A 24229-nucleotide genomic window follows, 5' to 3' on the forward strand; every position below is an offset into this window, starting at 1 on the left:
TGACCGTTCGGTTTCACGCGTAGTGAACTACCCGATCATCGCGCCCCGGCCACGCGGTCGTTAACCCCGGCGCGTGCCCCCACAAGTACCGCTCCCCGCGGCGTTAACACCCCGCGCCCGCCAGGCGATCGCTCACGATTCGTTCACGATCCCTGTGGCACGGTGGCGGCATGTCCGACGATGGAGTGAGCGCCCGCAGCGTATGTGTCCTGGTGTGCGAGGACGACGAGCGGCTGGGCGAGCGGGTCGCGGACGGACTGCGGGCGGCCGGATTCATCGTCGATCTGACCCGCAATCTCACCGACGCCGCCGAGCAGTGCGGGGTGCGGATCTACGACTGCCTCATCGTGGACCGCGGACTACCCGACGGCGACGGACTGGAACTGGTACGGCGGCAACGGGAATCGGGTGATCGCACACCCGCATTGCTGATCACCGCGCGCGACAGTCCCGCCGATCGCCGCGAGGGCTATGCGGGCGGCGCGGACGACTATCTGGCCAAGCCGTTCTCTCTGGGCGAGCTCGCCGCGCGGGTGCGGGCGCTGTGCTCGCCCCGGCGCTCGCCGCACTCGCCCGTGCTCACCATCGGGGATCTGGTGGTGGACCGATTACGCCGGCGGGTGCGCCGCAGCGGAATCCTGCTGACCATGACCACCCGCGAATTCTGCGCGCTGGAACTGCTGGCCGCGCGCGCCGGAACCCTCGTCACCCCGGCCGAAATCGCCGCCTTCTGCAGCGATTCCACCTCGACCGCCGGCGTGGACGAGGTGATCACGCGCCTGGACCGCAAGCTCGGCCGGCCGCGGATCATTCACAGCTCGGCGGCGGGATACCTCCTGCACGCCTGAAAGCCCCACCGGGGCAACCGGACCCGTGCGATCCGAACGAGGGGTCGGATCACACGGGTCACCGGTCAGGTCAGATACCGGTAGGCGGGCGAGTTCGGATCCAGCCGCTCACACTGGATCGGCGCCTTGTCCATCCGCCCGAGCAGCGGTTCCAGGCCCTCGGGGGTGCCCAGTTCGATACCGACCAGGGCGGCGCCGGTTTCGCGGTTGTTGCGCTTGACGTACTCGAACACGGTGATGTCGTCATCGGGGCCCAGGACCTCGTCCAGGAAGCGGCGCAGCGCACCGGGCTCCTGCGGGAAGTCCACCAGGAAATAGTGCTTCAGGCCCTGATGCACCAGCGAACGCTCGATGACCTCGCCGTAGCGGGAGACATCGTTGTTGCCGCCCGAGAGCAGCACCACCACCGTCGAACCCGGCTCGATCTCGACCTCGCGCAGCGCCGCCGCCGCGAGCGCGCCCGCCGGCTCGGCGACGATGCCCTCGTTCTGGTACAGCTCCAGCATGGCGGTGCAGATGGCGCCCTCGTCCACGTGCATCATGCGGAAAGAGCCTGCGCCCGAACCGGTTTCGGTGCTGGTCAGCAGGGGCAGCGAGGCGTGCGAGCGGACCTGGCCACCGAAGCGCACCACCGCCTGGTAGCCGACCCCGCCGACCCGGCGCACGGCGGCGCCGTCCACGAACGGGTCGATCTCGGGCAGCGTCACCGGGCCGCCCGCCACCAGCGCGGCCGTCATGGACGCCGCGCCCGTCGGCTCCACCGCGAGAATCGCGGAGTGCGGCGACCGTTCCCGCAGATAGGTGGCGATACCCGCCAGGCAGCCGCCGCCGCCCACCGGAACCACCACCAGATCGGGCTCGCGGCCGAGCTGTTCGAGGAACTCGGCGGCGATGGTGCCCTGTCCGGCCGCGGTGCGCGGATCGTCGAAGGGCGGGACCATGGTCGCCCCGGTGCGCTTCACATCGTCGGCGGCGGCCGCGGCGGCCGCGTCGAAGGTGTCGCCGACTGCGATGAGTTCCACGAATTCGCCGCCGTGGACGCGGATTCGGTCGCGCTTCTGCTTCGGGGTGGTGGTGGGCACGTAGATGCGGCCCGTGACGCCCATGGCCTTGCACGCGAATGCCACGCCCTGCGCGTGGTTTCCGGCGCTGGCGGTGACCACGCCCGCGGCCTTCTCGGCGGCGGTCAGCTGCACCATGAGGTTGTAGGCGCCGCGCAGCTTGTAGGAGCGGACGGCGGTGAGGTCCTCCCGCTTGAGGTAGACCTCGGCCCCGGTCAGCGCCGACAGCCGCGGAATCCGTTGTAGCGGCGTCGGCTCGATAATCTCCGAAATTCGCTTCGCGGCCGCATCGATCTCGTCCGCCGTCAACTCGGGCAGCGAACCGGACACTCTCTCGGCAACAACAAGCGGATCAGACACCCGAACATGCTAGCTGGGAGCATGCGACGGGCCTGCGGCAGCGCCACGAAAAGGTCCCGGTCACATCGGACCGGGACCTTCTCTCACCGACCGCCGTGCTTCCCGGCGATACGGCGGGCGGCGCTCAGGGGCGCGGGGTGAGGACGAACAGCGGGATCTGGCGGTCGGTCTTCTTCTGGTATTCGGCGTAGTCGGGCCACACCTCGACGGCCCGCTTCCACCAGAGGGTCTTCTCGTCGCCGGTGACCTCGCGGGCGTCGTAGTCCTTGACCACGTCGCGGTCGCGCAGTTCCACATGCGGATCGGCCTTGACGTTCCAGTACCAGACCGGATGCTTGGGCGCGCCGCCCAGGGAGGCGACCACCGCGTACTCGCCGTCGTGCTCGATCCGCATGAGCGGGGTCTTGCGGAGCTTGCCGGACTTGTTGCCGCGGGTGGTGAGCAGGATGATCGGCACACCTTGCAGGAGGTTGGCCTCCGCGCCCCCGGAGTTCTCGTACTGCTCGGCCTGCTCGCGCGACCAGTCGGACGGGCTGGGTTCGTACTCTCCGATAAGTGGCATGAACTGGGTAACCATCCACGATCATGTGTTGTTCCCGACAGAGGTTTCGGTTGCCCGAACTTTGTGTCACCGTCTACCCTTACCGTATGGCAGTGGTTCACCCTACGGACACCGAGCGGCTTCGCTCGCATGCTTCCGTGGACATCGCCGGGACGGCGTGGCCGCTCTACAAGCTGGAAGCCTTGTTCGCCGGTGTGGTGGTCTGTCTGATGCTCGCCCTGATCACCGGATCGGCGCAGGCCGCGGTGCTCGGCGCGACGGTGATCGCGGCGCTGCGCTGGATCATCGGCGGGGCGCGCAGCCTCCGCTGATTCGGACCTTCGGGCTCTCCCACCTGGCTGTGACAACACGTGTGCCCCTCGGCGAGGCGAGAGGCACACGGTGCGACGGGGGTATCGGGATCAGACCGCGGCCAGGCAGCCCGGGCCGAGCAGGGCCTTCAGGTCGCCCATGAGGGCCGAGGAGGGTGAGACCCGCAGGTTGTCGGCCACCTTCAGCATGGTGGTGCGATCCCGGGAGCCGACGTGCTTGATGTGCACGTTCGCGGTACCCGGATGCCGGGACAGCACCCGCTTGAGCTCGCCGATCTTGTCGGGGGTGCACAGGCGGGTGGGGATGACCACCGACAGCGGCTTGTCCACGCCGATAGACGAAAGATCCGGCACCACAAGGTCGTTGGCGATCAGGGAGACGCGATCGTCGCGCGCGCTGACGCGGGCCTTGACCAGGACGATGGCGTCCTCGGCGACATCCATGCCGTAGACGGAGTACGACTGCGGGAAGAACAGCACCTCGATGCCACCGGTGAGGTCCTCGAGCTGGGCCGAGGCCCAGGGCAGACCGTTCTTGTTCACGCGGCGGGTGACATTGGCGAAGATGCCGCCGATGGTGACCTGCGCGCCGTCCTTGATGTCGCCCTCGAGAATGGCGGGGATCTGGGTGTCGGACTGGGCCGCGAGGACGTGCTCGACGCCGTTGAGCGGGTGCCCGGACACGTAGAGGCCCAGCATCTCCCGCTCCAGGGCGAGCTTGTGCTTGGTCTCCCATTCCTCGTCGGGGACCTTCACATTGAAAACGCTGGCAATGGACTCGTCGGCGTCATCGAGGCCGCCGAAGAGGTCGAACTGGCCGATGGCCTCGGCCTTCTTGGTCGACATGACCGCGTCGATGGCATCGGAGTGCACCAGCAGCAGGCCCTTGCGGGGATGCCCGAGCGAGTCGAAAGCGCCTGCCTTGATGAGGGATTCGGTGACCTTCTTGGTGCAGGCGATGGCATCGATCTTGTTCAGGTAGTCGGAGAAGTCGGTGAACTTCGACTTCTCCTTGCGCGCGGCGATGATCGAGGCCACCACGTTCGCGCCGACATTGCGGACCGCGCCCATACCGAAGCGAATGTCGTTGCCCACGGAGGCGAATTCGAGTTCGGACTCGTTGACGTCGGGCGGCAGCACCTGGATGCCCAGGCGGCGGCAGTCGGCCAGATAGACGGCGGCCTTGTCCTTGTCGTCACCGACCGAGGTGAGCAGACCGGCCATGTACTCGGCGGGATAGTTGGCCTTCAGGTACGCGGTCCAGAAGGAGACCAGGCCGTAGCCGGCGGCGTGCGACTTGTTGAACGCGTAACCGGCGAACGGGAGAATCGTGTCCCACAGCGCCTTGATGGCGGGCTTGGTGAAACCGTTCTCCAGCATGCCCTTTTCGAAGCCCTCGAACTCGGCCTCGAGGACTTCGGCCTTCTTCTTACCCATGGCGCGGCGCAGAATGTCGGCTCGGCCGAGGGAGTATCCGGCCACCTTCTGCGCGATCTGCATGATCTGCTCCTGATACACGATCAGGCCGTAGGTATCGCGCAGGATCTCCTTCAGGGGCTCTTCGAGCTCCGGGTGGATGGGCTTGACCTCTTGCCGCCCGTTCTTGCGGTCGGCGTAGTCGTTGTGCGCGTTCATGCCCATGGGGCCGGGGCGGTACAGCGCGAGCACGGCGACGATGTCCTCGAAGCCGGTGGGGATCATGCGGCGCAGCAGATCTCGCATGGCGCCACCGTCGAGCTGGAACACGCCGAGGGTGTCGCCGCGCGCGAGCAGTTCGTAGGTGGCCGGGTCTTCCAGAGGAAGGGTGTCGAGGTCGAGTTCGATGCCGCGGTTGGCCTTGATATTGACCAGCGCGTCACCGATGACGGTGAGGTTGCGCAGGCCCAGGAAGTCCATCTTCAGCAGGCCGATGGCCTCACACGACGGGTAGTCCCAGCCGGTGATGATGGCGCCGTCCTGCGCACGCTTCCACACCGGGATCGCGTCGGTCAGCGGTTCGCTGGACATGATCACGGCACAGGCGTGCACGCCGGCGTTGCGGATCAGGCCCTCGAGACCACGTGCGGTCTCGTAGATCTTGTTGACGTCCGGGTTGGTGTTGATCAGCTCGCGGACTTCGGCGGCCTCTTTGTACCGCTCGTGCTCGGGATCCATGATGCCGGAGAGCGGAATGTCCTTGGCCATGATCGGCGGCGGCAGCGCCTTGGAGATCTGGTCCGCGATGGCGAAGCCCGGCTGGCCGAACTGCACGCGGGCCGAATCCTTCAGCGCCGCTTTGGTTTTAATCGTACCGAAGGTGATCACCTGGGCGACCCGGTCGCTGCCCCACTTGTCGGTGGCGTAGCGGACCATTTCACCGCGGCGGCGATCGTCGAAGTCGATATCGATATCGGGCATCGAGACGCGCTCGGGGTTCAGGAAGCGCTCGAACAGCAGACCGTGCGGGATCGGGTCGATGTTCGTGATGCCCATGGCGTAGGCGACCAGCGAGCCGGCCGCCGAACCACGGCCCGGGCCGACATTGATGCCGACCGAGCGGGCGTAGGTGATGAGGTCACCGACGACGAGGAAGTAGGCGGGGAAGCCCATTTCGTTGATGACGCCGAGCTCGTACTTGGCGCGGGTGATGTACTCCTGCGGCGGCCCGCTCGGGAAGCGGCGGTCCAGGCCCTTCATGACCTCGTGTTCGAGCCAGGTGGCCTGGGTGTAGCCCTCGGGCACCGGGAAGATCGGCATGCGGTCGCGGTGGGCCCAGACGTCGTCGTAGGACTGGACGCGCTCGCCGATCAGCACCGTGTTGTCGCACGCGCCGGGGACTTCCGCGTCCCAGATGGCGCGCATCTCCTCGGCGGACTTGAGGTAGTAGCCGGAGCCGTCGAACTTGAAGCGGGTCGGGTCCGAGAGCGTCTTGCCGGTCTGAATACACAGCAGCGCTTCGTGATTGGACGCGTCGTGCTCGTGCACGTAGTGGCAGTCGTTGGTGGCCAGCGGCCGAATGCCCAGCTTCTTGCCGACCTCCAGCAGGCCCTCGCGCACCCGGCGTTCGATGGACAGCCCGTGGTCCATGATCTCGAGGAAGAAGTTCTCCGGCCCGAAGATCTCCTGCCACTTGGCCGCGGCTTCGAGGGCCTCGCGTTCGTGGCCCAGGCGCAGCCGGGTCTGCACCTCGCCAGAAGGGCAGCCGGTGGTGGCGATGATGCCCTCGGCGTGCTCGGCGATGATGTCGGCGTCCATGCGCGCCCACTTGCCGAGCTGACCTTCGATGGAGGCCAGACTCGACAGCTTGAACAGGTTGCGCAGACCCGTCGCGTTCTCGGCGACCATGGTCATGTGGGTGTAGGAACCCGAACCCGAGACGTCATCGCTCTTCTGCGACGGGTCGCCCCACAGCACACGCTTGGTGTTGAACCGGGACTCCGGCGCGATGTACGCCTCGATGCCGATGATCGGCTTGATGCCCTGCTTCTTGGCGGAGTTGTAGAACTCCGACGCGCCGTACATATTGCCGTGGTCGGACATGCCGACGGCGGTCATCCCGAGCCGTGTCGCCTCTTTGAACAGGGGCGTGATCTTCGCCGCGCCGTCGAGCATCGAGTACTCGGTGTGGTTGTGGAGATGGACAAATGATCCCGACGAGGCTGACACCCGGACATACTATGCGGCCCCACCGACGAGTTCCGAAGGCACGCGGAGGCGATCACTCGAATCGGCGTGGCGGACTCCGCGTGTCGTGTGCGACGTCACGCGGAGCGGGCCGCGACTATGCGACCGAAGCGGCAGCGGGCACGACGGGGGTTGTGGTGCGGCGCGCCGCGTTGGCGCCCCGCACCACCAGCGGCAGCACCCATGCCGACGCGAGTTGGTCCAGGCTCATCGACCCGATGCCGAGCCGATTGTGGACGAAGCCGACCGACAGTCCCAGGCGGGGTTCGGCCCAGCCGAACGATCCGCCCAGACCGATGTGCCCGAAGCCCGCGTGGGCTCCCGGAACGGGCAGCGAGTGATAGCCCATGTGCCACATCATCGGGATGTAGAACAGCGCACGGTCGAGCCGGTAGCTCTCCACCTGCCGCATGGCCCTGATGGTTTCGGGCGAGAGGAAGCGGCGGCCCTGGTACATACCCTGGTTGGCGAGCGGGTCGTACACGGTGGCCAGGCCGGTCGCCGTGCAGACGCCGTTGCCCGCACCCAGTTCGGTGCGCAGGATGGGCGGATCATCGCCTTCCAGCAGCTGGTCCAGGCCGGGCAGGAACAGCGCGCGGGCGACCGCGCCGAGCGGACCGGGCAGCGAGTAGGCCCGGCCCAGCACCAGCGAGACATAGTTGGTGCCGACCGCCGACAGCTTGTTGCCGTGCAGCAGGGCGGCGCTGATGCGCGACCCGGCCGGCGGGTTGCCCAGGTGGATGCCCTCGGTGCCCAGCGGTTCGGCGACCTCGGTGCGGAACAGCTCGGCCATCCCGCGGCCGGTGACCGCCCGGGCCAGGCCCGCCAGCAGCCAGCCGAAGGTGAGGGCGTGATAGGTCGGGATGCCCAGCAGATGATCGGGTTTGGCGGCGGCCAGGTGGTCTTCCATCATGCGGTGGTCGAGCACGTCGTCCAGGCCGCGGGCGATCTCGGGCAGCCCGTACAGCCCGGCCCGGTGGGACAGCACCTGCCGTACCGTGATCCGCCCCTTGCCGTTGGCGGCGAATTCCGGCCAGTAGTGGGCGACCGGGGCGTCGTAGTCGATGAGGCCGCGATCGGCGAGCCGGTGGATGACCGTGGCAGCAATGCCTTTGGTGGCGGAGAAGACGATGGCGCCGGTGTCGGCATCCCAGGGCCGGCGCGGCCCGGCCTCCCCGATCCAGATCTCGACCAGCGGTTCCCCGCGCAGGTGCACCGTGAGCGCGCCCCCAGCACCCGGGCGACCGCCGACCATCCGCGCGAAAGTGCGCACCAACGGACCGAATTCAGCGGCCGCATAGCCGCCCACCGTGGCCGGCAGGTCCAGAAGACCCGGCGGGGAAGCATCATTGCTCACGAATTCCACGGTACGAGCGCCGGGTGACACCGGCAATGACGAAACGGAGAGAGTTACTCCCGTTGGCCCAGTGGTTATTCCGGGTGTCCGGGTAGTGACACCGGCGTTATCGGAGCGAGCCTTTCCGAGATCAGGGCGAGTTCCCGGGAGTGCCGGCGAGGGCTGCGTAGGCTGTCGCCATGCGAAGGGCGTGGTCGTTGGTTCCGGCGGTGCTGCTCGTGATCGCCCTGGCGCTGACCGGGTGTTCGCCGTCGAAGCAGGAGGCCGCGCCCGCCGGCCTGACCGGGGACTGGCACGGGAGCATCGAGATCCCCGACCATCCGCTGGCCGTCGGGGTCAGCTTCACCGGCGCGGACAAGGCCACCATCGACATTCCGGCCCAGGGTGTCGATGCCGCGCCGCTGAGCGATGTGAGGAACGATGCCGACGGCGTGGCCTGGACCATCACGAAGATTCCGGGCAATCCGTCGTTCCAGGGCAAGTACGACAAGGGCTCCGACAGCATCCAGGGGCAGTTCAGCCAATCCGGCCAGAGGTTTCCGCTGAACATGACGCGCGGCAAGGTCGAGGGTCCGCCGCGCCCGCAGGAGCCGAAGCCGCCGTTCCCGTACAAGTCCGAGGATGTCAGCTTCCCCAGCGGGAACATCACCATCGCCGGAACGCTGACCGAGCCGAACACCGGCGGGCCGTTCCCGACGGTGGTGCTGATCAATGGCAGCGGTGCCAACGACCGCAATGAGGAACTGCTGGGCCACAAGCCGTTCCTGCTGCTGGCCGACACCCTGACCCGCGCGGGTTACGCGGTGCTGCGCACCGACAAGCGCGGAGTCGGCAAGACCAGCGGGCACCTGGACACCTCGACCTACCAGGATCTGACCGACGACATCGGCGCCGGAATGGCCTTCCTGCACGGGCGGCCGGAGATCGACGCCAAGCGGATCGGCCTGCTCGGGCACAGCGAGGGCGGGTATCTCGCGCCGCTGTACACCATGCGGCCGGACAGCGGAGTGGCGTTCGTGATCATGATGGCGGGGCCGGCGGTGCCGGGCTCGGATGTGCTGGTGGAACAGAATCGGCTGATCCTCACCGCGCAGGGGGCCACCGCGGAGCAGATCGATCAGCAGGTGGCGTTCAACTCCACCCTGTCGACCCTGCTGCGCTCCGGGGATCTGGAGACCGCCAAAACCTATGTGCGACAGCACAATGACAGCCTGCCCGCGGACAAGAAGCTGTCCGACGCGCAGATCGACGAACTGGTGACGCCGTACATGGCGGCGCTGGTCGGCTACGACCCGGCCCCGGCGCTGTCGGCGCTGCGGGTGCCGGTGCTGGCCTTCTACGGCAGCAAGGATCTCCAGGTGCCCGCGGCCCAGAACGAGGGCCCGGCGCGCACGCTGCTGGCCGCCGATCCGGATGCGACCGTGCACGTCTTCGACGGGCTCAATCACCTGATGCAGCCCGCCGGCAAGGGCACGCCCGACGAGTACGCCAAGATCGAGACGACCATCGATCCGCAGGTGCTGACCTTCGTGACGGATTGGCTGACGCAGCGATTCCCCACCGCACACTGATCGATTCGTGCACATTGCCCGAAGTAGTGGCGTGCGTACGATCCGGTTGCCAGAGTGGTGTCGTGGGAATCTACGAAGACCGGGTACTGCCCAGGCTGGTCGACCTGTGCTGTGGTTCGAAGCAGATGAACTCCGAGCGGCAGCGGGTCTGCGCCGGGCTGCACGGGCGCGTCGTCGAGATCGGGTTCGGATCCGGGCGCAATGTGCCGTTCTATCCCGATTCGATGAAGTCGGTGAGCGCGGTCGAACCCGCCGACCTCGGATGGCGAATGGCCGCCGGGCGCTTGGCCGCGGCGACGGTTCCGGTGGAACGAGCCGGCCTGGACGGGCAGGCCCTGCCGTTCGAGGACGACAGCTTCGATTCCGCGCTGTCGACGTGGACGCTGTGCACCATCCCGGATGTCGAGGCCGCGCTCGCCGAGGTGCGCCGGGTGCTGGCTCCCGGCGGCACTTTTCATTTCGTCGAGCACGGTCTCGCACCGGATCCCGGTGTCCAGAAGTGGCAGCACCGGTTCAACCCGATGCAGAAGGCATTGGCCGGAGGCTGCCACCTCGACCGCGATATTCGCGGGTTGATCGAGGCCGCGGGATTCGAGGTCCGCGATATCGATCGGTATTACCAGCAGGGGCCGAAGCCCTGGGTTGCCTTCTCATTGGGTACCGCGGTGGCCGTGTGAGGAATTACCGCGGCGTCCCGCGTGAGAACTATTGCGGCCAGCCGCCGTACGGGACGGTGATCAACTCCATGTAGTGGCCGACGGGGTCGAGGAAATAGATCCCCCGGCCGCCGTCATTGTGGTTGATCTCGTTGACGCCCTGCTGGCGCGGATCGGCCCAATAGGTCATGCCGTACCGCTTGATCTTGTCGTAGGCGGCGTCGAATTCTTCCTCGGAGACCAGGAAGGCGTAATGCTGGGGTTGCGGCTCGCCCTCGAAACCCGGTGGCAGATTGGCGAAGTCGAAGGTGACGCCATTACCGACGGTAATCGGAATGAACGGACCGTAGGGCTTGCCCACCTCCACCCCGAGGATGTCCGCCCAGAATTCGGCGGAGACCCGATTGTCCGTGCACGCGACAATGGTGTGGTTGAACTGGATAGTGATAGGAATTCTCCTGTGTTCGTGACGATCCCGACCCTGGACCGGTACAAGTCGGCCGACAGGAGCATCGCCACGCCCTCGACGGTAACCACCCGCCGCCGATTCCGCAAAGCATCCTTTTCGAACCGTCACAGCCCGCAGCGGCCCCCGGAAGTGGGGGCAGCTCAGGGGCGGCGAGGGGCGGAGTACTCCTGTTCCGGGCGGCCGGTGCTGCCGTAGCGCAGCTGCATGCGCAGGTCACCGACGCCGACCAGGCTTGCGAGGTAGCGCTGGGCGGTGGCGCGGGAGATGCCGATGGCGGCCGAGACCTGGGCGGCCGACATCGGAGCGTCGGCATTGCGGACCGCTTGCAGGACAAGGTCTTTCGTGGGCGAGGCGGTGTTCGGCGCCCCCTGTGCGGCGGCGCCGGCCGGGGCCGCGGCCGGGCGCAGCGCCGCCAGTGCGGCGTCCACGTCGGCCGCGGTGACCTCCGGGGCGGCGAGCAGCCGGCGATATCGCGCGTACCCCGCCAGCCGGGCCGCGAGCACGGCATGGTCGAACGGCTTCACCAGGTAGCCGAGCGCCCCGGCCGACAGGGCGGCGCGCACGGTCTCCGATTCCGTTGCGGCGGTGAGCATCATCGCGTCGGACGGCATCTCGCGGACCAGGTCGATGCCGGAACCGTCGGGCAGGTAGACGTCCACCAGGGCCAGATCGACGGGGGTCTCGGCCATGGCGGCGCGCGCGGCGGCGACCGTGTTCACGGTCGCCGACACCGCGAATCCCGGTAGCGCCGAGACGATTCCGGCATGCATATTGGCCACCCGGAAGTCGTCGTCGACCACCAGCACGCTCAGCTCTCCTCGGCCCACGCCGTCTCCTCGTCCGTCAGCACACCCGGCATCCGGGCAATGAACTCCGCTCCGCCCAATGGACTCCCACCGGCGTCCGAACGGCCCCCGGTTCCACCCACGCCTCCCGGGTCGGCCAATCGCACATCCCCGCCCCGAGCCCGTGCCACCTGTCGCGACAGCGCCAAGCCCAGCCCCCGCCCACCCGGGCCGCCGCCCGATTTCGTCGAAAACCCCTCGGCGAACACCGAATCCCTCGATCCGGGCGCGATGCCCGCCCCATTGTCGGCGACCGCGATATGCAGTGTCCCGCCCTCCTGCACCAACTCCACCTCGACCACCGGCCCCTCCCCCTCGCCGACCGAGCCGTCTCGAAACTCCACAGCACCATCCGGATTCACGTCACCATCGACCCGAGCGCCGGAGGCATCGATCGAGCCGGAATTCGCCGCGCGACGGAGGCTGCCGCCCACGCTGCTACCACCGGAATCGAAGTCGGCAGCCGAGGCCACGGCCCCAGCAGAATCTGCCGACACCCCTCCGCCAAGGCGATCGGTTCGCCAACCGTCCGGATTCCGCTCGGACACAGCCGAACCCGCACCACCGCCGGCCGCAGCGGCGTCGATGGCGTTGTCGAGAAGATTTCCGAGGACGGTGGTGACATCGACGGGGGCGGCGAGGTTCGCGTCGACCCAGGTGTTGGGCCCGAGGCGGAGGTGGACGCCCTGTTCGCGGGCGTGGGCCGCCTTGGCGGAGAGGAAGGCCTGCAGGTAGGGGTCGCGGATGGTGTCGATGCCGGGGAGGGCCGCGCCGAGGGGGCCGGAGCCGAGGAGTTCTTCGATGTAGTGGGTGGCCTCGTCGGGACGGCCGGTGTGGAGGAGGCCGCTGAGCAGGTGGAGGCGGTTGGCGAATTCGTGGCGCTGGGCGCGCAGGACGGTGCTCATGGTGGAGACGGCATCCAGTTGGCGGGTCAGGGATTCCACGTCGGTGCGGTCACGGACGGAGAGGACCGCGCCGAGCGGGCGGGAGTCGCGGGTGACGGCGCGGGCGGTGACGACCACGATGCGGTCGCCGACTGTAGCCTGGACGGGCTGGCCATCCGCGGTCCGGAAGGCTTGCAGGACACGGGGAGTCAGGCCGATCGACTCGACATCGCTGCCGGGCTCGGGGTCGATGCCGAGCAGGCGGCGAGCCTCGTCATTGACGACGGTGACCCGGGATTTCGCGTCGGCCGCGACCACGCCCTCACCGATGCCGTGCAGGACGGCGTCCTGCTCGCGGACCAGATCCGCCAGATCGGAAGGCTCCAATCCCAGCGTCAACCCATGCCAGCGACGGGCCAGCAACACCGATCCGGCGATACCCGCGAGCAATGCGCCACCGATCAGCAGTCCCGCGCGGCCTAGATCGCGCAGCAGCTGATCATGTACCGCCGCGGTGGAAATCCCCACGCTGACCTCCCCCACCACACGGCCGCCGACGAGGCCCTGACCGCCGCTCGGTTGCCCGTTCGTTGTCGGGCTCGCCGCCTGGGCACCCGGCGTACCGGTTGCCGGACCCGAGGCTCCCGGCACCGAAGTTTGTGCGGTATCCGGCCGCAGGACAGGGACTTTGGCGCGCACCGATTCGCCCAACGTCCCGTGTTCCTGGATCACCACTTCGGCCCCGGCCAGCGCGCGCGAGGGGTCCGTGCTGACCACTTCGCCGAGCCGGGAATGGTCGGGATGGGCGAGGCGGATGCCCGCGTCATCGGTGATCACCACGAAGAGCGCATCGGTGCGCAGGCGGGCGCTGTCGGCGATCTGCTCGAGGTCGCCGCCCGCGAGCTCCGATTTCAGGGCGGGACCGGCCTGCAGCGGGCTGTCGGCGTACCGCGCGACGGCGGTGCGGACCTGCGGGTCGGAGGCGACGGTGCGGGCGATGGCGAGGGCGCGCTGGCCGTACTCGCCGGAGAGGCGGTCGCCGCTGACATAGGCGAAGACGCCGAAGGCCAGCCCGACGGTCAAGCCCACCACGGCGATCTGCAACAGCAGGATCTGGGTCCGGAGCCGGACGGAACGGGGGCCGAGCGAAAACACGGGCGACAGTGTAGACAACCCCTCGCAACCACCTGGGCAGAATGCGCAAAACGACCGAATCGCCGCTTGTGTGACTTGCGCGCACAACCGGGTGGAGTGTGACCCGGCCCACGTAGCTTCTGTCCAACGCCGCAGCGGCGGCATTTGTCATAGGCCGCAGCGGCGGCATCTGTCATACGCCGCAGGCATCGGAAACAGGAGCACTGATGAGCACAACGACGACTGAGCCCGGGCCGGGTCCCGCGCCTCTGATCGAATTGCGGGGCGCGACCAAGCGGTTCCCCGGCAACAACGGCGGCATCCACACCGCGGTGCGCGACCTGAACTTCACCGTCGCGGCCGGCGAATTCGTCGCCGTCGTCGGCCCCACCGGCTGCGGCAAGTCCACCACACTGTCCTTGGTATCCGGCCTGGAACCGGCTTCGGCGGGCCGGACCCTGGTGCGCGGCAAGGATGTTCGGGGCATCCCGGACGGCGTCGGCTACATGTTCCAGCAGGACGCCGTGCTGCCGTGGAAGTCGGTCATCGACAATGTGGCGCTGGGCCCGAAGCTCCGGGGCGTGTCCAAGGCCGAAGCCCGTGAGCGCGCTGCCCGCTGGGTGCGCACGGTCGGGCTGGCCGGGTTCGAGAACTACTACCCGCATCAGCTCTCCGGCGGTATGCGCAAGCGGGTGGCGCTGGCGCAGACGCTGGTCAACGATCCCGAGATCATCCTCATGGACGAGCCGTTCAGCGCGCTCGACGTGCAGACCCGCCAGCTCATGCAGGACGAACTGCTGCGCGTGTGGTCAGGCTCCGACTCGGACGGCCGGGAAAAGGGCCGGGCGGCGGTCATCTTCGTGACCCACGATCTGGAAGAGGCCATCGCCCTGGCGGATCGGGTCGTCGTCATGACCGCGAGCCCCGCCACCGTGTGCGGCGACTTCGAGGTCGCTCTGGACCGGCCGCGCAATGTCGAGGAGGTCCGTCTCACCGAGGAATTCCGCGACCTCTACAAGGAAATCTGGGAAACGCTGCGCGATCAGGTCGAGGCGGCCCGCACGAAGGGAGCGGCCCGTGTCGCTTGATGTCATGGCGCAGACCGCTGTCACCGCACCGGAATTCGAGGTGGAGTCCGAGGAGCAGATCCTGGCGCGGGTGCGGTCGCAGGCGCGCAGGAACAAGATCCGGACATGGGGGTTGCGCGCGCTCATCGTGGCCCTGTGGCTGGGCGCGTGGGAGCTCACCGCCACCTACTGGATCGACCCGTTCTTCTACTCCAAGCCCTCGCTGATCTGGGACCGACTGGTCGAATGGTTCACCGAGGGTACGCAATTCGGCTCCATCTGGCTGCAGCTGTACACGACGGTGCAGGAGGCGGTGCTGGGCTTCGCCATCGGCACCATCGCGGGCATCGTGCTGGGTGTGCTGCTGGGCCGCTCCCGCTACTGGGCCGACGTGCTGGCCCCGTTCATCAAGGCGCTCAACGCGGTACCGCGCATCGTGCTGGCGTCGCTGTTCATCATCTGGTTCGGCCTGGGCCTGCAGTCCAAGGTGGCGACGGTCGTGGTGCTGGTGTTCTTCGCGGTGTTCTTCAACGCCTTCACCGGCGCGCGCGAGGTGGACGGCAATGTCATCGACAATGCCCGCATCCTGGGCGCGAGCCGCCGTCAGGTGCTGAGCTCCATCGTGCTGCCCAGCGCGACCACCTGGATCCTGTCGTCGCTGCACACCGCCTTCGGTTTCGCGCTGATCGGCGCGGTGGTCGGTGAGTACGCCGGCGCCAGTAAGGGCCTGGGCCTGCTGATCAGCAATGCGCAGGGCACCTTCGACGCGGCGGGCATCTACGCGGGCATGATCATCATCACCGTCGTCGCGCTGGTGGCGGAGTGGCTGATCGGGCTGGCGGAGAACCGGCTGCTGAAATGGCGTCCCTCGCAGGCCGCCTCGGGCCACGGGATCTGAGCCATGAAGTACCGCAAGCACATTGCCGTGGTCCTGCTGGCGATCAGTGCGCTGCTGCTGGTGACCGGCTGCCGCGATTCGCGCCGCATTCCGACCGAGAACGGGCGCCCGCAGATCACCATCATGGTGGGCGGTCTGGAGAAGGTCATCTACCTGCCGGCCATGCTCACCGAGAAGCTGGGCTTCTTCGAGGCGAACGACATCGACGTGCACCTGCTGGGCGAGCAGTCCGGCGCGACCGCCGAGACCTCGCTGCTCACCGGCGACGTCCAGGCCGTGGTCGGTTTCTACGACCACACCATCGATCTGCAGGCCAAGGACCAGTGCCTGAAGACGGTCGTGCAGTTCGCCGACGTGCCCGGCGAGGTCGAGCTGGTGTCGAAGCAGGACGCCGAGACCATCAAGTCTCCGGCGGACTTCAAGGGCCGCAATCTGGGCGTGACGTCGCTGGGCTCGTCCACCGACTTCCTCACCCAGGCGCTGGCCGGGCAGGCCGGGCTGCAGACCTCCGACTACACCCGGGTGAAAGTCGGTGCGGGACAGACCTTCATCGCGGGCATGAACCACAACGGCATCGACGCGGGCATGACCACCGACCCGACCGTCGCCAAGATGGTCACCTCCGGCGACGCCAGGGTGCTGATCGACATGCGCAACGAGCAGGGCACCCGCGCGGCGCTCGGCGGCCTCTACCCCGCCGCCTCGCTCTACATGCGCTGCGAGACCGTGGCCGGACACCCGGACATCGTGCAGAAGCTGGCGAACTCGTTCGTCCAGACCCTGCAGTGGATCAAGACCCACTCCCCCGGGGAGATCGCAGCCAAGATGCCCGGCCAGTACGCGGGCGGCGATCCGAAGCTCTACGTCAAGTCCATCGCCGACTCGATCAGCATGTTCAACGGCGACGGCCTGATGAAACCTGAAGGCGCGCAGAATGTCCTGCGCATTCTCGGCCAGTACTCGCGCAATGTCGCACCGGTGAAGGAGCGCATCGACCTCGACGCGACCTACACCAACGAGTTCGTGGAGAAGGCCCAGGGCGCTCGCAAACCCTGACCGGCCCACGTGGAACCGCACATCGATTGAGGGGTGTGCGGTTTCGCGCTATTCCGGCACGGCGACCACGGGTCGGCGGGAGCGGCGCAGGGCATCGACGGTGAAGATGGCCAGCGCCAGCCAGATCAGCGCGAACCCCGCCCAGCGGGACGCGGGCATGGGCTCGTGCCCCACCGCCACACCCCAGGCCAGCTGCAGTCCGGGCGTGAGGTACTGCAGAATTCCCATGGTGGACAACGGCACTCGCGGGGCCGCCAGCGCGAACAACACCAGTGGCACGAGGGTGACCGGGCCGGTCAGCATGAGCAATCCCGTATGCGGAAGTGAGGAACCGAAGGTCGCGTTGCCGGTCACCGCGATCACGATCACCGCGATCAGCGCGAACGGCGCGGCCGCCAATCCCTCTGCCGCCAAGCCGGGTAGCGCGTCGAGCCGAATCACCTTCTTGACCAGTCCATAGGTGGCGAAGGAACAGGCCAGGATCAACGCGATCCACGGCGGCCGACCGTAATCGATGGTCAGCACGATCACCGCCGTGGCCCCCAGCCCCAGCGCGACCCACTGCGGAGCCCGCAGCCGTTCCCGGAAGATGATGACCCCGAACGCCACCGTCACCAGCGGATTGATGAAATACCCCAGCGCACACTCCACCACGTGATGCGAGATCACGCCGTAGACGTACGCGCCCCAGTTCATCGAGATCGCCGCCGACGCGACGGCCGCCAACCGCCAGGTCCGCGCATCGATCCGCCGCAGCTCCCCCAGTCGCCCGGCGAGCGTCATCACCAGCAGCGAGACCACCAGCGTCCAGAGAATCCGCTCGACCAGGACCTCCCCCGCGCTCGCGAAGGACAGCAGGCCGAAGAAGGCCGGAAACAGTCCCCAGATGAAATACGCCCCGATGCCGAAGGCGATGCCCGCGTCGCGGGCGCCCTCGTGTCCTGTCGGCCGACCACGCCGACTCGTATCGACCGCTACGTCCGAGTTCCCAGGTCCTTCCGCCACCCGAATACGTTAGCCCGCGCAACGAACATCACGACAGCGAATACATAGGATGATCCTCACACGCCTATCCGTCGCGTGACGGGCAGCTACGGGCCAGTTTCTTTGGTCGCCCTTTACTGTGGAGGGCATGTCGATTACTGCGCAGGCAGCTAGTCCCCCCAGCCCACCCGCGCTGGGGCTCACCTCCGCCGAGGTGGAGCAGCGGCGGCGGGACGGGCTGACCAACGACGTGCCGGAGCGGGCCAGCAGGTCCGTCAAGGACATCGTCAAGGCGAATGTGTTCACCCGGATCAATGCGATCCTCGGTGTGCTGTTCGTCCTGGTGCTGGCCACCGGCTCGCTCATCGACGGCATGTTCGGGCTGCTGATCATCGCCAACAGCGCGGTCGGCATCATCCAGGAGATCCGGGCCAAGAACACCCTGGACAAGCTGGCCATCGTCGGGCAGGCCAAGCCCGTGGTGCGCCGCGAGGGCATCGCCGGCGCCGTCACGCCGCAAGAGATCGTGCTCGACGACATCATCGAGCTCGGGCCCGGCGACCAGATCGTCGTCGACGGCGAGGTGATCGAGACCGAACTGCTCGAGGTCGACGAGTCGCTGCTCACCGGTGAGGCCGACCCCATCGACAAAACCCTTGGCGCGCAGATCATGTCGGGCAGCTTCGTGGTGTCCGGCAGCGGCGCCTACCGGGCCACCAAGGTCGGCAGGGACGCCTACGCCGCCAAACTCGCCGACGAGGCCAGCAAGTTCACGCTGGTCAAGTCGGAGCTGCGCAGCGGCATCGACACCATCCTGAAAGTCATTACCTACCTGCTGATTCCGGCGGGCCTGCTGTCCATCTACAACCAGCTGTTCTCCTCCAAGGAATCCTGGCGGCCCGCTGTCAACGGCATGGTGGCCGCGCTGGTGCCCATGGTGCCCGAGGGCCTGGTGCTGATGACCTCCATCGCCTTCGCGGTCGGCGTGGTCCGGCTCGGTGCGCGCAAGTGCCTGGTACAGGAGCTGCCCGCCATCGAGGGGCTGGCCCGGGTGGACGTGGTGTGCGCGGACAAGACCGGCACCCTCACCGAGAACGGCATGCGGCTCGCGGAAGTCCGTCCGGTGAACGATATTCCGGAGGCGACACTGCGCGCGGTGCTCGCCGCGCTGGCCGCCGACGACCCGCGGCCCAATGCCAGCGTGCTGGCCATCAAGGAGGCACTGCCGCACGCGCCCGGCTGGGAATCCACCGGGATCGCGCCGTTCTCCTCCGCCAAGAAGTGGAGCGGCATGTCCTACGGCGAGCACGGCAACTGGCTGATGGGTGCGCCGGATGTGCTGCTGGACCCGGCCTCCGAGATCGCCGACACCGCGCAGGACATCGGGGCCAAGGGGCTGCGCGTCCTGCTGCTGGCCCGCAGCGACCGGCCGGTGGACGCGCTCGACGCGCCCGGGCAGGTCACCCCGGCGGCGCTGGTGGTGCTCGAGCAGAAGGTGCGCCCCGACGCCAAGGGGACGCTGGAATACTTCGCCTCCCAGCATGTTTCGACCAAGGTCATCTCCGGCGACAATGCGGTGTCGGTCGGCGCGGTGGCGTCCTCGCTGGGGTTGCCCGGGGGCAAAGACCCGGTCGACGCTCGCAAACTTCCGACCGATCAGAACGAGCTGGCGGACGTGCTGGAGCACAAGACCGTGTTCGGCCGCGTCCGACCGGATCAGAAGCGCGCCATGGTCGGTGCGCTGCAGTCGCGCGGCCACACCGTCGCCATGACCGGTGACGGCGTCAACGACGTCCTCGCCCTGAAGGACGCCGATATCGGCGTCGCCATGGGCTCGGGCAGCCCGGCCACCCGCGCGGTGGCGCAGATCGTGCTGCTGGACAACAAGTTCGCGACCCTGCCCTATGTGGTGGGCGAGGGCCGCCGGGTGATCGGCAATATCGAGCGGGTCTCCAACCTGTTCCTCACCAAGACCGTCTACTCGGTGGTGCTGGCGTTCCTGGTCGGCATCGCGGGCATCGGGTCGCAGATCTTCAGCTACAAGGCCATCGGCTACCCGTTCCTGCCCCGCCACGTGACGATCGCCGCCTGGTTCACCATCGGCATCCCCGCCTTCATCCTCTCGCTGGCCCCCAACAACGAGCGCGCCCGCACCGGATTCGTCGGCCGCGTCATGCGATTGGCGATCCCGTCGGGTGTCGTGATCGGCGTGATGACCTTCATCTCGTACCTGATCGCCTACAAGGGGCCCGACGTCAGCGAGACCGCGAAGATCCAGGCCGGCACCACCGCCCTGATCACCCTGCTGATCATCGCGGTGTGGGTGCTGGCCATCGTCGCCCGCCCGTGGAACTGGTGGAAGATCCTGCTGGTGGCGGGTTCGATCGCCGGATACCTGATCCTGTTCGCGGTGCCGTTCACCCGCCACTTCTTCAAACTGGACCCGTCCAACATCGCGCTGACGACGTTGGCCGTCGTGTGCGGCGGAGTCGGCATCGTCCTGGTCGAGGTTGCCTGGTGGCTGAGCGCCAAGTACCTCGGCGAATCGCCCCACACGCCGGTACCGGCGGACGAAGACGCCTGATCCAGAAGCCGTTTCGAGCCGGGGCCGTGCCGCGACCCCGGCTCGAATCATGTTCAGCGCGAGGTCGTTCTCGGCCAGCAGCCCGCATCCGACGGTATGCACCCGGTTTGTGACCCCTGCCCTCCGTCGGAGCGACGATAGCCACGGCACCCCATCCTGCGAGTCGACGTCCGCCACGCCGCCCGGAAAACGTTGGGGCGGTTCCGGATTGCGGCGAGCCGCACGGCCCGGGCCTGCGGTGACGGTTGAATTGGTCGCATGATTTGGCTCGCCGTGGGTGGTGCCGTCCTGGGCAGTAGTTGAATTCGCAGGTACCTTGAGCCCCATGGAGGTCTTGCTGCATCAGCTCGACGCATTCGCCGACGCGCCGTTCTCGGGCAATCCCGCCGCGGTCATGCCGCTGCCGTCCTGGCTGCCGGACGAACTGCTGCAGCGGCTGGCCGAGGAGAACAATCTCGCCGAGACGGCCTTCTACACCTCGGCGCTACCGGCGGAAGCGGGTGCGCCGCCGGACAACTCGCCCGCCTTCCATCTGCGGTGGTTCACGCCGACTGTGGAGGTGAACCTGTGCGGGCACGCCACGATGGCCGCGGCCGCGCAGATCCTGGACGACATGCATCCGGGAGCGGATCGGGTCCACTTCTATACGCGCAGCGGGTGGTTGCGGGTGGATCGGGACCGGGACGATCTGGTGCTCGATCTGCCATCCGTGTCGTCGGTGGAAATCGATGTGCACGACGAACTTCCGCATCAGCTGGCGCAGGCGCTCGGGGTGCGACCGCTGCGCGCGTTCGAGGGAACCGATGTGGTGCTGGTAGTCACCGCCGAACACGAAGTGCGCGAATCCCGTCCGAACTTCTCGGCCTTTCCCGAGTTGAACCGCGCCGCCATCCTCACCGCGACCGGCGACGAGGTCGACTTCGTGTCCCGGGTCTTCGCGCCCGGCCAGGGCATTCCCGAGGACCCGGTCACCGGGTCGGCGCACGCCCAGCTCACCCCGCTGTGGAGTCGCGAACTCGGGCGCACCAGCCTCACCGCCCGCCAGCTGTCCAGGCGCGGCGGGGCCCTGCGCTGCGACCTCACCGGCGACCGGGTCCGGCTCACCGGCCGCTGCCGCCGCTACCTCGACGGCGTGGTCCGCCTGCCGGACTGAGCAATTCAGCGCTCGGTGACCTGCCGGGTGAGAGCGTTCAGGTCCGTGGTGCGGTAGCCCGGGTAGCCGTGCAGCAGCTCCAGCCATTCGGCGGGGACTGCCGAGGCGCCCCAGCGAGCGCCGAGCAGGCCGCCCGCGATGGCCGCCGTGGTGTCGGTGTCCCCGCCCGCCCGCACCGCGAGTTCCAGTGCGGTGGGCAGGGTTTCGGCATGGGTGATGGCCCACCACGCGGTCTGCAGGGCGTGAACCACCCAGCCGTTCTTGGGGAAGTCGACGGGGCTGCCGGTTTCGGCCTTGTCCAGCAACGGTTCCCAGAAACCCGTATCCACCTGGGACAGCGCCTCACGCAGACCGTCATAGGTGCCGAACAGGATGGCGTGGCGGATGGCCAGGGTCCAGAGCTTGCACGCCTGCATGGCCTGCATGTCGTAGTGGGTCAGTGAACTGACGAGTTTGGCTGCCTTGCCGCACTTCTCGGCATCGTCGAGATAGGCGAGCGCGACCGGGGCGGTACGCATGAGCGAACCATTGCCCGCCGTCAGGCCGGTCAGATCGTGGGCGCGCATCTGCATGGCGCGCCCGGTCCGATCACGCCACTCCAGCACCTCACGGGTCTGGTTGCCGATGTCCTTGGGTCCCGAGTCCCACCACGCCACGAATTCGGCCGCGACCGCGTCCAGCCCCTCCGGGCTGCAGATGTCCCCCACCCGCGCGGCAGCCCTCGCCACCGCGACCGCCATGGCGGTGTCATCGGTCCACTCACCCGGCGCCCACCCGAACGCCCCGCCGCCCCGCATCCGGATCTCGGCGTCCGGACCCGGCATGGTGAACTCGTAGCCCGCCCCCAGCGCGTCTCCGGCCGCGGTCCCCAGCAGTACCCCAGCGGCCCGGTCGGCCTGCTCCGGCGTCAATTCCATCTGCGCTCGCCTCTTCCGCTCCGATGCGTCCACATCGATCCATCACGACGTTACCCACCGCACGGGCACACCGAACCGCACAGCCGCCGTCTTTACGAGTTCTGCACTACGCTCGGAGACACTCCCGTGCAGCGTCGCCGCCGCAGTTGTTCCGTGCACTCCCGCTCCGTTACTCGGATGGAAGAACCGGAGGTCTGCCGATCATGAACCAGGTTGCCGATCTCACCCTGACCGCAGCACACCCGTCGGCCACGCCGCTCGTCCCCGTCCCGGACTCCGGGCACATCTTCGACGTCACCCGCCGGCTCGGCACCGTCGACATGGACGAGCACCAGTACCTGCGCATCGACGGCACCGCCCGCCACCTGCAGGACGCCGGCGTCGACCACCTCGCGCACATCGGCGCCCTCGATTCGCATCCGCACTGGATCGTGCGCCGCACCGTCATCGACGTACTGCGCCCCATCACCTGGCCCACCCAGCTGCGCATCCGCCGCTGGTGCTCGGGCATCTCCCCGCGCTGGTGCGCCATGCGGGTCCGCATCGACTCCGACACCGGCGGCCTGATCGAAACCGAAGGCTTCTGGATCCACATGAACAAGGAGACGATGAGCCCCTCCCGGGTGGCCGACGAATTCTTCGAGCTCATGAGCACCACCACCGACGAGCACCGGCTGCGCTGGCGGCAATGGCTCGACGAACCCCAGCCGCCCACGCCCGCCACCCCTTTCCCCCTGCGCCGCACCGACACCGACCACTTCCAGCACATCACCAACACGGCCTACTGGCACGCGGTCCACGAATTCACCGCCGACGCAACAGATCTCGTCCATAGACCACACCGATTCATCCTCGAATACAACAAGCCCATCCGCTACGGCGAGACCTTGGACATCCATACCGCCCGCACCCCCGACGCCCTCACCCTCTGGTTCTCCGTCGACCACGGCACCCGGGCCATCGCACAGCTCCGCCCCGTCGCATCCTGATCGCCCCGAGCCGATGATTCCGACGGTCTCGGCCCGTCTCGACTCGTATCAGCCCACCGAGGAGGAACGATGCTCGCAGATCCGGTATCGGCAGAGGACCTGAACATCTACGGCAAGGCCGAGCTGCCCTGGGACCGCGTCCAGAAGGCGATCGACACGTGGATCGGGCTGCCCGAGACCCCCCAATTCCTCGGCACCGTCAGCCCATCCGGCAAACCGAGCTCAGCAGGGATCGGCGGCATCGAAGCCGACGGCCACATCTACTTCACCAGCGGGCCCGCCAGCAAGAAGTCACGCAACCTGGCCACCAACCCGTTCTGCACACTGTCCATCCGATTCCCGGACGTCGACCTCGTACTGTCCGGTGAAGCGCACCGAATCATCGACCCCGCCGAACTCGATCGCGTCACCGCCGTCTACCGCGCCGGCGGTTGGCCCGCAGAACGATCCGGCGACGCGATCACCGCGCCCTACAGCGCCCAGAGCGCCGGACCCGCCCCCTGGCACCTCTACCGCCTCACCATCCACACCGCAGTAGGCGTGGCCCTGACCGACCCTCACGGAGCCACCCGCTGGCACTTCGCCCACTGACCACCATCAACCCGTCAGGGCGATCTCACGATTCGACCCATCGCATAGTCCCACCCCTTCACCCAGACCGCCGGTCCCGACCGCCAGGCCAACATTGAATTCTGACGGCTCAACGCTCTGCAGTTGCGTCCGGTTCTTCCGGACGTGACCGCCCCGCCGGACCCGCAAGCCCGAAAGGCAAAGAGCCAAAAGACAAAAGCGCCTGGAGAAGGGAGGGGGCCGGGCTCACGTCCGCGCCTTCGCCTACCGGCCCCCTCACCTTTGAAGCC

General features: G+C 67.8%; 20 protein-coding genes. 11 read left to right on the forward strand and 9 right to left on the reverse strand.

All coding sequences use genetic code 11. The features are described from left to right. Nucleotides 1-170: 170 nt before the first annotated feature. Complete coding sequence (locus ACQP1O_RS30925) at nucleotides 171-848, forward strand: response regulator transcription factor (protein WP_379401691.1); 678 nt, start codon at nucleotides 171-173, stop codon at nucleotides 846-848. Nucleotides 849-913: 65 nt separating this feature from the next. Here ACQP1O_RS30925 and ilvA read toward each other — a convergent pair whose 3' ends face one another. Continuing rightward, complete coding sequence (gene ilvA / locus ACQP1O_RS30930; protein WP_433561931.1) at nucleotides 914-2269, reverse strand: threonine ammonia-lyase IlvA; 1356 nt, start codon at nucleotides 2267-2269, stop codon at nucleotides 914-916. A 124-nt stretch (nucleotides 2270-2393) separates the two neighbouring features. Next, nucleotides 2394-2831, reverse strand: coding sequence for a nitroreductase family deazaflavin-dependent oxidoreductase (locus tag ACQP1O_RS30935; protein ID WP_379388900.1), 438 nt, complete (start codon nucleotides 2829-2831; stop codon nucleotides 2394-2396). Between the two features lie 86 nt (nucleotides 2832-2917). On the opposite strand from ACQP1O_RS30935, the gene ACQP1O_RS30940 reads away from it, so the two are divergent. Next, entirely contained in the window at nucleotides 2918-3142 is a 225-nt protein-coding gene (locus ACQP1O_RS30940; RefSeq protein WP_433561932.1) for a hypothetical protein, read from the forward strand. A 90-nt stretch (nucleotides 3143-3232) separates the two neighbouring features. Here the strand turns inward: ACQP1O_RS30940 and dnaE are convergent, their stop codons facing one another. After that, complete coding sequence (gene dnaE, locus ACQP1O_RS30945) at nucleotides 3233-6787, reverse strand: DNA polymerase III subunit alpha (RefSeq protein ID WP_433561933.1); 3555 nt, start codon at nucleotides 6785-6787, stop codon at nucleotides 3233-3235. Nucleotides 6788-6902: 115 nt separating this feature from the next. Then, nucleotides 6903-8162, reverse strand: a complete 1260-nt coding sequence (locus tag ACQP1O_RS30950; RefSeq protein WP_433561934.1) for a serine hydrolase domain-containing protein — start codon at nucleotides 8160-8162, stop codon at nucleotides 6903-6905. 179 nt (nucleotides 8163-8341) lie between these two features. Here ACQP1O_RS30950 and ACQP1O_RS30955 point away from each other — a divergent pair, with 179 nt between their 5' ends. Together ACQP1O_RS30955 and ACQP1O_RS30960 are read left to right on the forward strand one after the other, a co-directional pair. Further along, nucleotides 8342-9733: an alpha/beta hydrolase family protein gene (locus ACQP1O_RS30955; RefSeq protein ID WP_433561935.1), complete on the forward strand. Its 1392-nt coding sequence runs from the start codon at nucleotides 8342-8344 to the stop codon at nucleotides 9731-9733. Nucleotides 9734-9795: 62 nt separating this feature from the next. Beyond that, nucleotides 9796-10410: a class I SAM-dependent methyltransferase gene (locus ACQP1O_RS30960; RefSeq protein ID WP_433561936.1), complete on the forward strand. Its 615-nt coding sequence runs from the start codon at nucleotides 9796-9798 to the stop codon at nucleotides 10408-10410. A gap of 28 nt (nucleotides 10411-10438) precedes the next feature. Here the strand turns inward: ACQP1O_RS30960 and ACQP1O_RS30965 are convergent, their stop codons facing one another. The 3 genes from ACQP1O_RS30965 to ACQP1O_RS30975 form a co-directional block, all read right to left on the reverse strand. Further along, complete coding sequence (locus ACQP1O_RS30965) at nucleotides 10439-10837, reverse strand: VOC family protein (RefSeq protein ID WP_364616541.1); 399 nt, start codon at nucleotides 10835-10837, stop codon at nucleotides 10439-10441. A gap of 161 nt (nucleotides 10838-10998) precedes the next feature. Then, nucleotides 10999-11685 (reverse strand): response regulator, encoded by a 687-nt coding sequence (locus tag ACQP1O_RS30970; RefSeq protein WP_433561937.1) that lies wholly within the window; start codon nucleotides 11683-11685, stop codon nucleotides 10999-11001. Further along, nucleotides 11667-13742: an ATP-binding protein gene (locus tag ACQP1O_RS30975; RefSeq protein ID WP_433561938.1), complete on the reverse strand. Its 2076-nt coding sequence runs from the start codon at nucleotides 13740-13742 to the stop codon at nucleotides 11667-11669. Before ACQP1O_RS30975 ends, ACQP1O_RS30970 begins: the two co-directional genes overlap by 19 nt. A 206-nt stretch (nucleotides 13743-13948) precedes the next feature. Here ACQP1O_RS30975 and ACQP1O_RS30980 point away from each other — a divergent pair, with 206 nt between their 5' ends. Genes ACQP1O_RS30980 through ACQP1O_RS30990 form a run of 3 tightly spaced genes read left to right on the forward strand, consistent with a single transcriptional unit; the run spans nucleotide 13949 to nucleotide 16742 of the window. Beyond that, entirely contained in the window at nucleotides 13949-14809 is an 861-nt protein-coding gene (locus ACQP1O_RS30980; protein ID WP_433561939.1) for an ABC transporter ATP-binding protein, read from the forward strand. Continuing rightward, complete coding sequence (locus ACQP1O_RS30985; RefSeq protein WP_433561940.1) at nucleotides 14799-15686, forward strand: ABC transporter permease; 888 nt, start codon at nucleotides 14799-14801, stop codon at nucleotides 15684-15686. Before ACQP1O_RS30980 ends, ACQP1O_RS30985 begins: the two co-directional genes overlap by 11 nt. A 3-nt stretch (nucleotides 15687-15689) precedes the next feature. Beyond that, nucleotides 15690-16742: an ABC transporter substrate-binding protein gene (locus ACQP1O_RS30990; RefSeq protein ID WP_433561941.1), complete on the forward strand. Its 1053-nt coding sequence runs from the start codon at nucleotides 15690-15692 to the stop codon at nucleotides 16740-16742. 48 nt (nucleotides 16743-16790) lie between these two features. Here ACQP1O_RS30990 and rarD read toward each other — a convergent pair whose 3' ends face one another. Further along, nucleotides 16791-17657 carry an EamA family transporter RarD gene (rarD, locus tag ACQP1O_RS30995; RefSeq protein WP_433567854.1) on the reverse strand — a complete coding sequence of 289 codons (867 nt, stop codon included), beginning with the start codon at nucleotides 17655-17657 and terminating at the stop codon, nucleotides 16791-16793. A gap of 217 nt (nucleotides 17658-17874) precedes the next feature. Between rarD and ACQP1O_RS31000 the strand changes: the two genes are divergently transcribed. Together ACQP1O_RS31000 and ACQP1O_RS31005 are read left to right on the forward strand one after the other, a co-directional pair. Continuing rightward, nucleotides 17875-20310 carry an HAD-IC family P-type ATPase gene (locus tag ACQP1O_RS31000; protein WP_433561942.1) on the forward strand — a complete coding sequence of 812 codons (2436 nt, stop codon included), beginning with the start codon at nucleotides 17875-17877 and terminating at the stop codon, nucleotides 20308-20310. A gap of 325 nt (nucleotides 20311-20635) precedes the next feature. Further along, nucleotides 20636-21463, forward strand: coding sequence for a PhzF family phenazine biosynthesis protein (locus tag ACQP1O_RS31005; protein ID WP_433561943.1), 828 nt, complete (start codon nucleotides 20636-20638; stop codon nucleotides 21461-21463). A gap of 5 nt (nucleotides 21464-21468) precedes the next feature. On the opposite strand, the gene ACQP1O_RS31010 is transcribed toward ACQP1O_RS31005, so the two are convergent. Further along, nucleotides 21469-22380 carry an ADP-ribosylglycohydrolase family protein gene (locus ACQP1O_RS31010; protein WP_433561944.1) on the reverse strand — a complete coding sequence of 304 codons (912 nt, stop codon included), beginning with the start codon at nucleotides 22378-22380 and terminating at the stop codon, nucleotides 21469-21471. A 203-nt stretch (nucleotides 22381-22583) separates the two neighbouring features. Between ACQP1O_RS31010 and ACQP1O_RS31015 the strand changes: the two genes are divergently transcribed. Further along, complete coding sequence (locus ACQP1O_RS31015) at nucleotides 22584-23369, forward strand: acyl-[acyl-carrier-protein] thioesterase (RefSeq protein ID WP_433561945.1); 786 nt, start codon at nucleotides 22584-22586, stop codon at nucleotides 23367-23369. A gap of 69 nt (nucleotides 23370-23438) precedes the next feature. Further along, complete coding sequence (locus ACQP1O_RS31020; RefSeq protein ID WP_433561946.1) at nucleotides 23439-23960, forward strand: pyridoxamine 5'-phosphate oxidase family protein; 522 nt, start codon at nucleotides 23439-23441, stop codon at nucleotides 23958-23960. Nucleotides 23961-24229 lie beyond the last annotated feature (269 nt).

This window comes from Nocardia sp. CA-151230 (genome assembly GCF_050942175.1).
GTDB lineage: Bacteria > Actinomycetota > Actinomycetes > Mycobacteriales > Mycobacteriaceae > Nocardia.

Excerpts from the sequence above, each read along its gene's own strand:
- ACQP1O_RS30925 (WP_379401691.1), top strand. The coding sequence starts at position 171 with ATGTCCGACGATGGAGTGAGCGCCCGCAGCGTATGTGTCCTGGTGTGC.
- ACQP1O_RS30935 (WP_379388900.1), bottom strand. The coding sequence starts at position 2,831 with ATGCCACTTATCGGAGAGTACGAACCCAGCCCGTCCGACTGGTCGCGC.
- ACQP1O_RS30940 (WP_433561932.1), top strand. The coding sequence starts at position 2,918 with ATGGCAGTGGTTCACCCTACGGACACCGAGCGGCTTCGCTCGCATGCT.
- ACQP1O_RS30955 (WP_433561935.1), top strand. The coding sequence starts at position 8,342 with ATGCGAAGGGCGTGGTCGTTGGTTCCGGCGGTGCTGCTCGTGATCGCC.
- ACQP1O_RS30980 (WP_433561939.1), top strand. The coding sequence starts at position 13,949 with ATGAGCACAACGACGACTGAGCCCGGGCCGGGTCCCGCGCCTCTGATC.
- ACQP1O_RS30990 (WP_433561941.1), top strand. The coding sequence starts at position 15,690 with ATGAAGTACCGCAAGCACATTGCCGTGGTCCTGCTGGCGATCAGTGCG.
- ACQP1O_RS31000 (WP_433561942.1), top strand. The coding sequence starts at position 17,875 with ATGTCGATTACTGCGCAGGCAGCTAGTCCCCCCAGCCCACCCGCGCTG.
- ACQP1O_RS31005 (WP_433561943.1), top strand. The coding sequence starts at position 20,636 with ATGGAGGTCTTGCTGCATCAGCTCGACGCATTCGCCGACGCGCCGTTC.
- ACQP1O_RS31010 (WP_433561944.1), bottom strand. The coding sequence starts at position 22,380 with ATGGAATTGACGCCGGAGCAGGCCGACCGGGCCGCTGGGGTACTGCTG.
- ACQP1O_RS31015 (WP_433561945.1), top strand. The coding sequence starts at position 22,584 with ATGAACCAGGTTGCCGATCTCACCCTGACCGCAGCACACCCGTCGGCC.
- ACQP1O_RS31020 (WP_433561946.1), top strand. The coding sequence starts at position 23,439 with ATGCTCGCAGATCCGGTATCGGCAGAGGACCTGAACATCTACGGCAAG.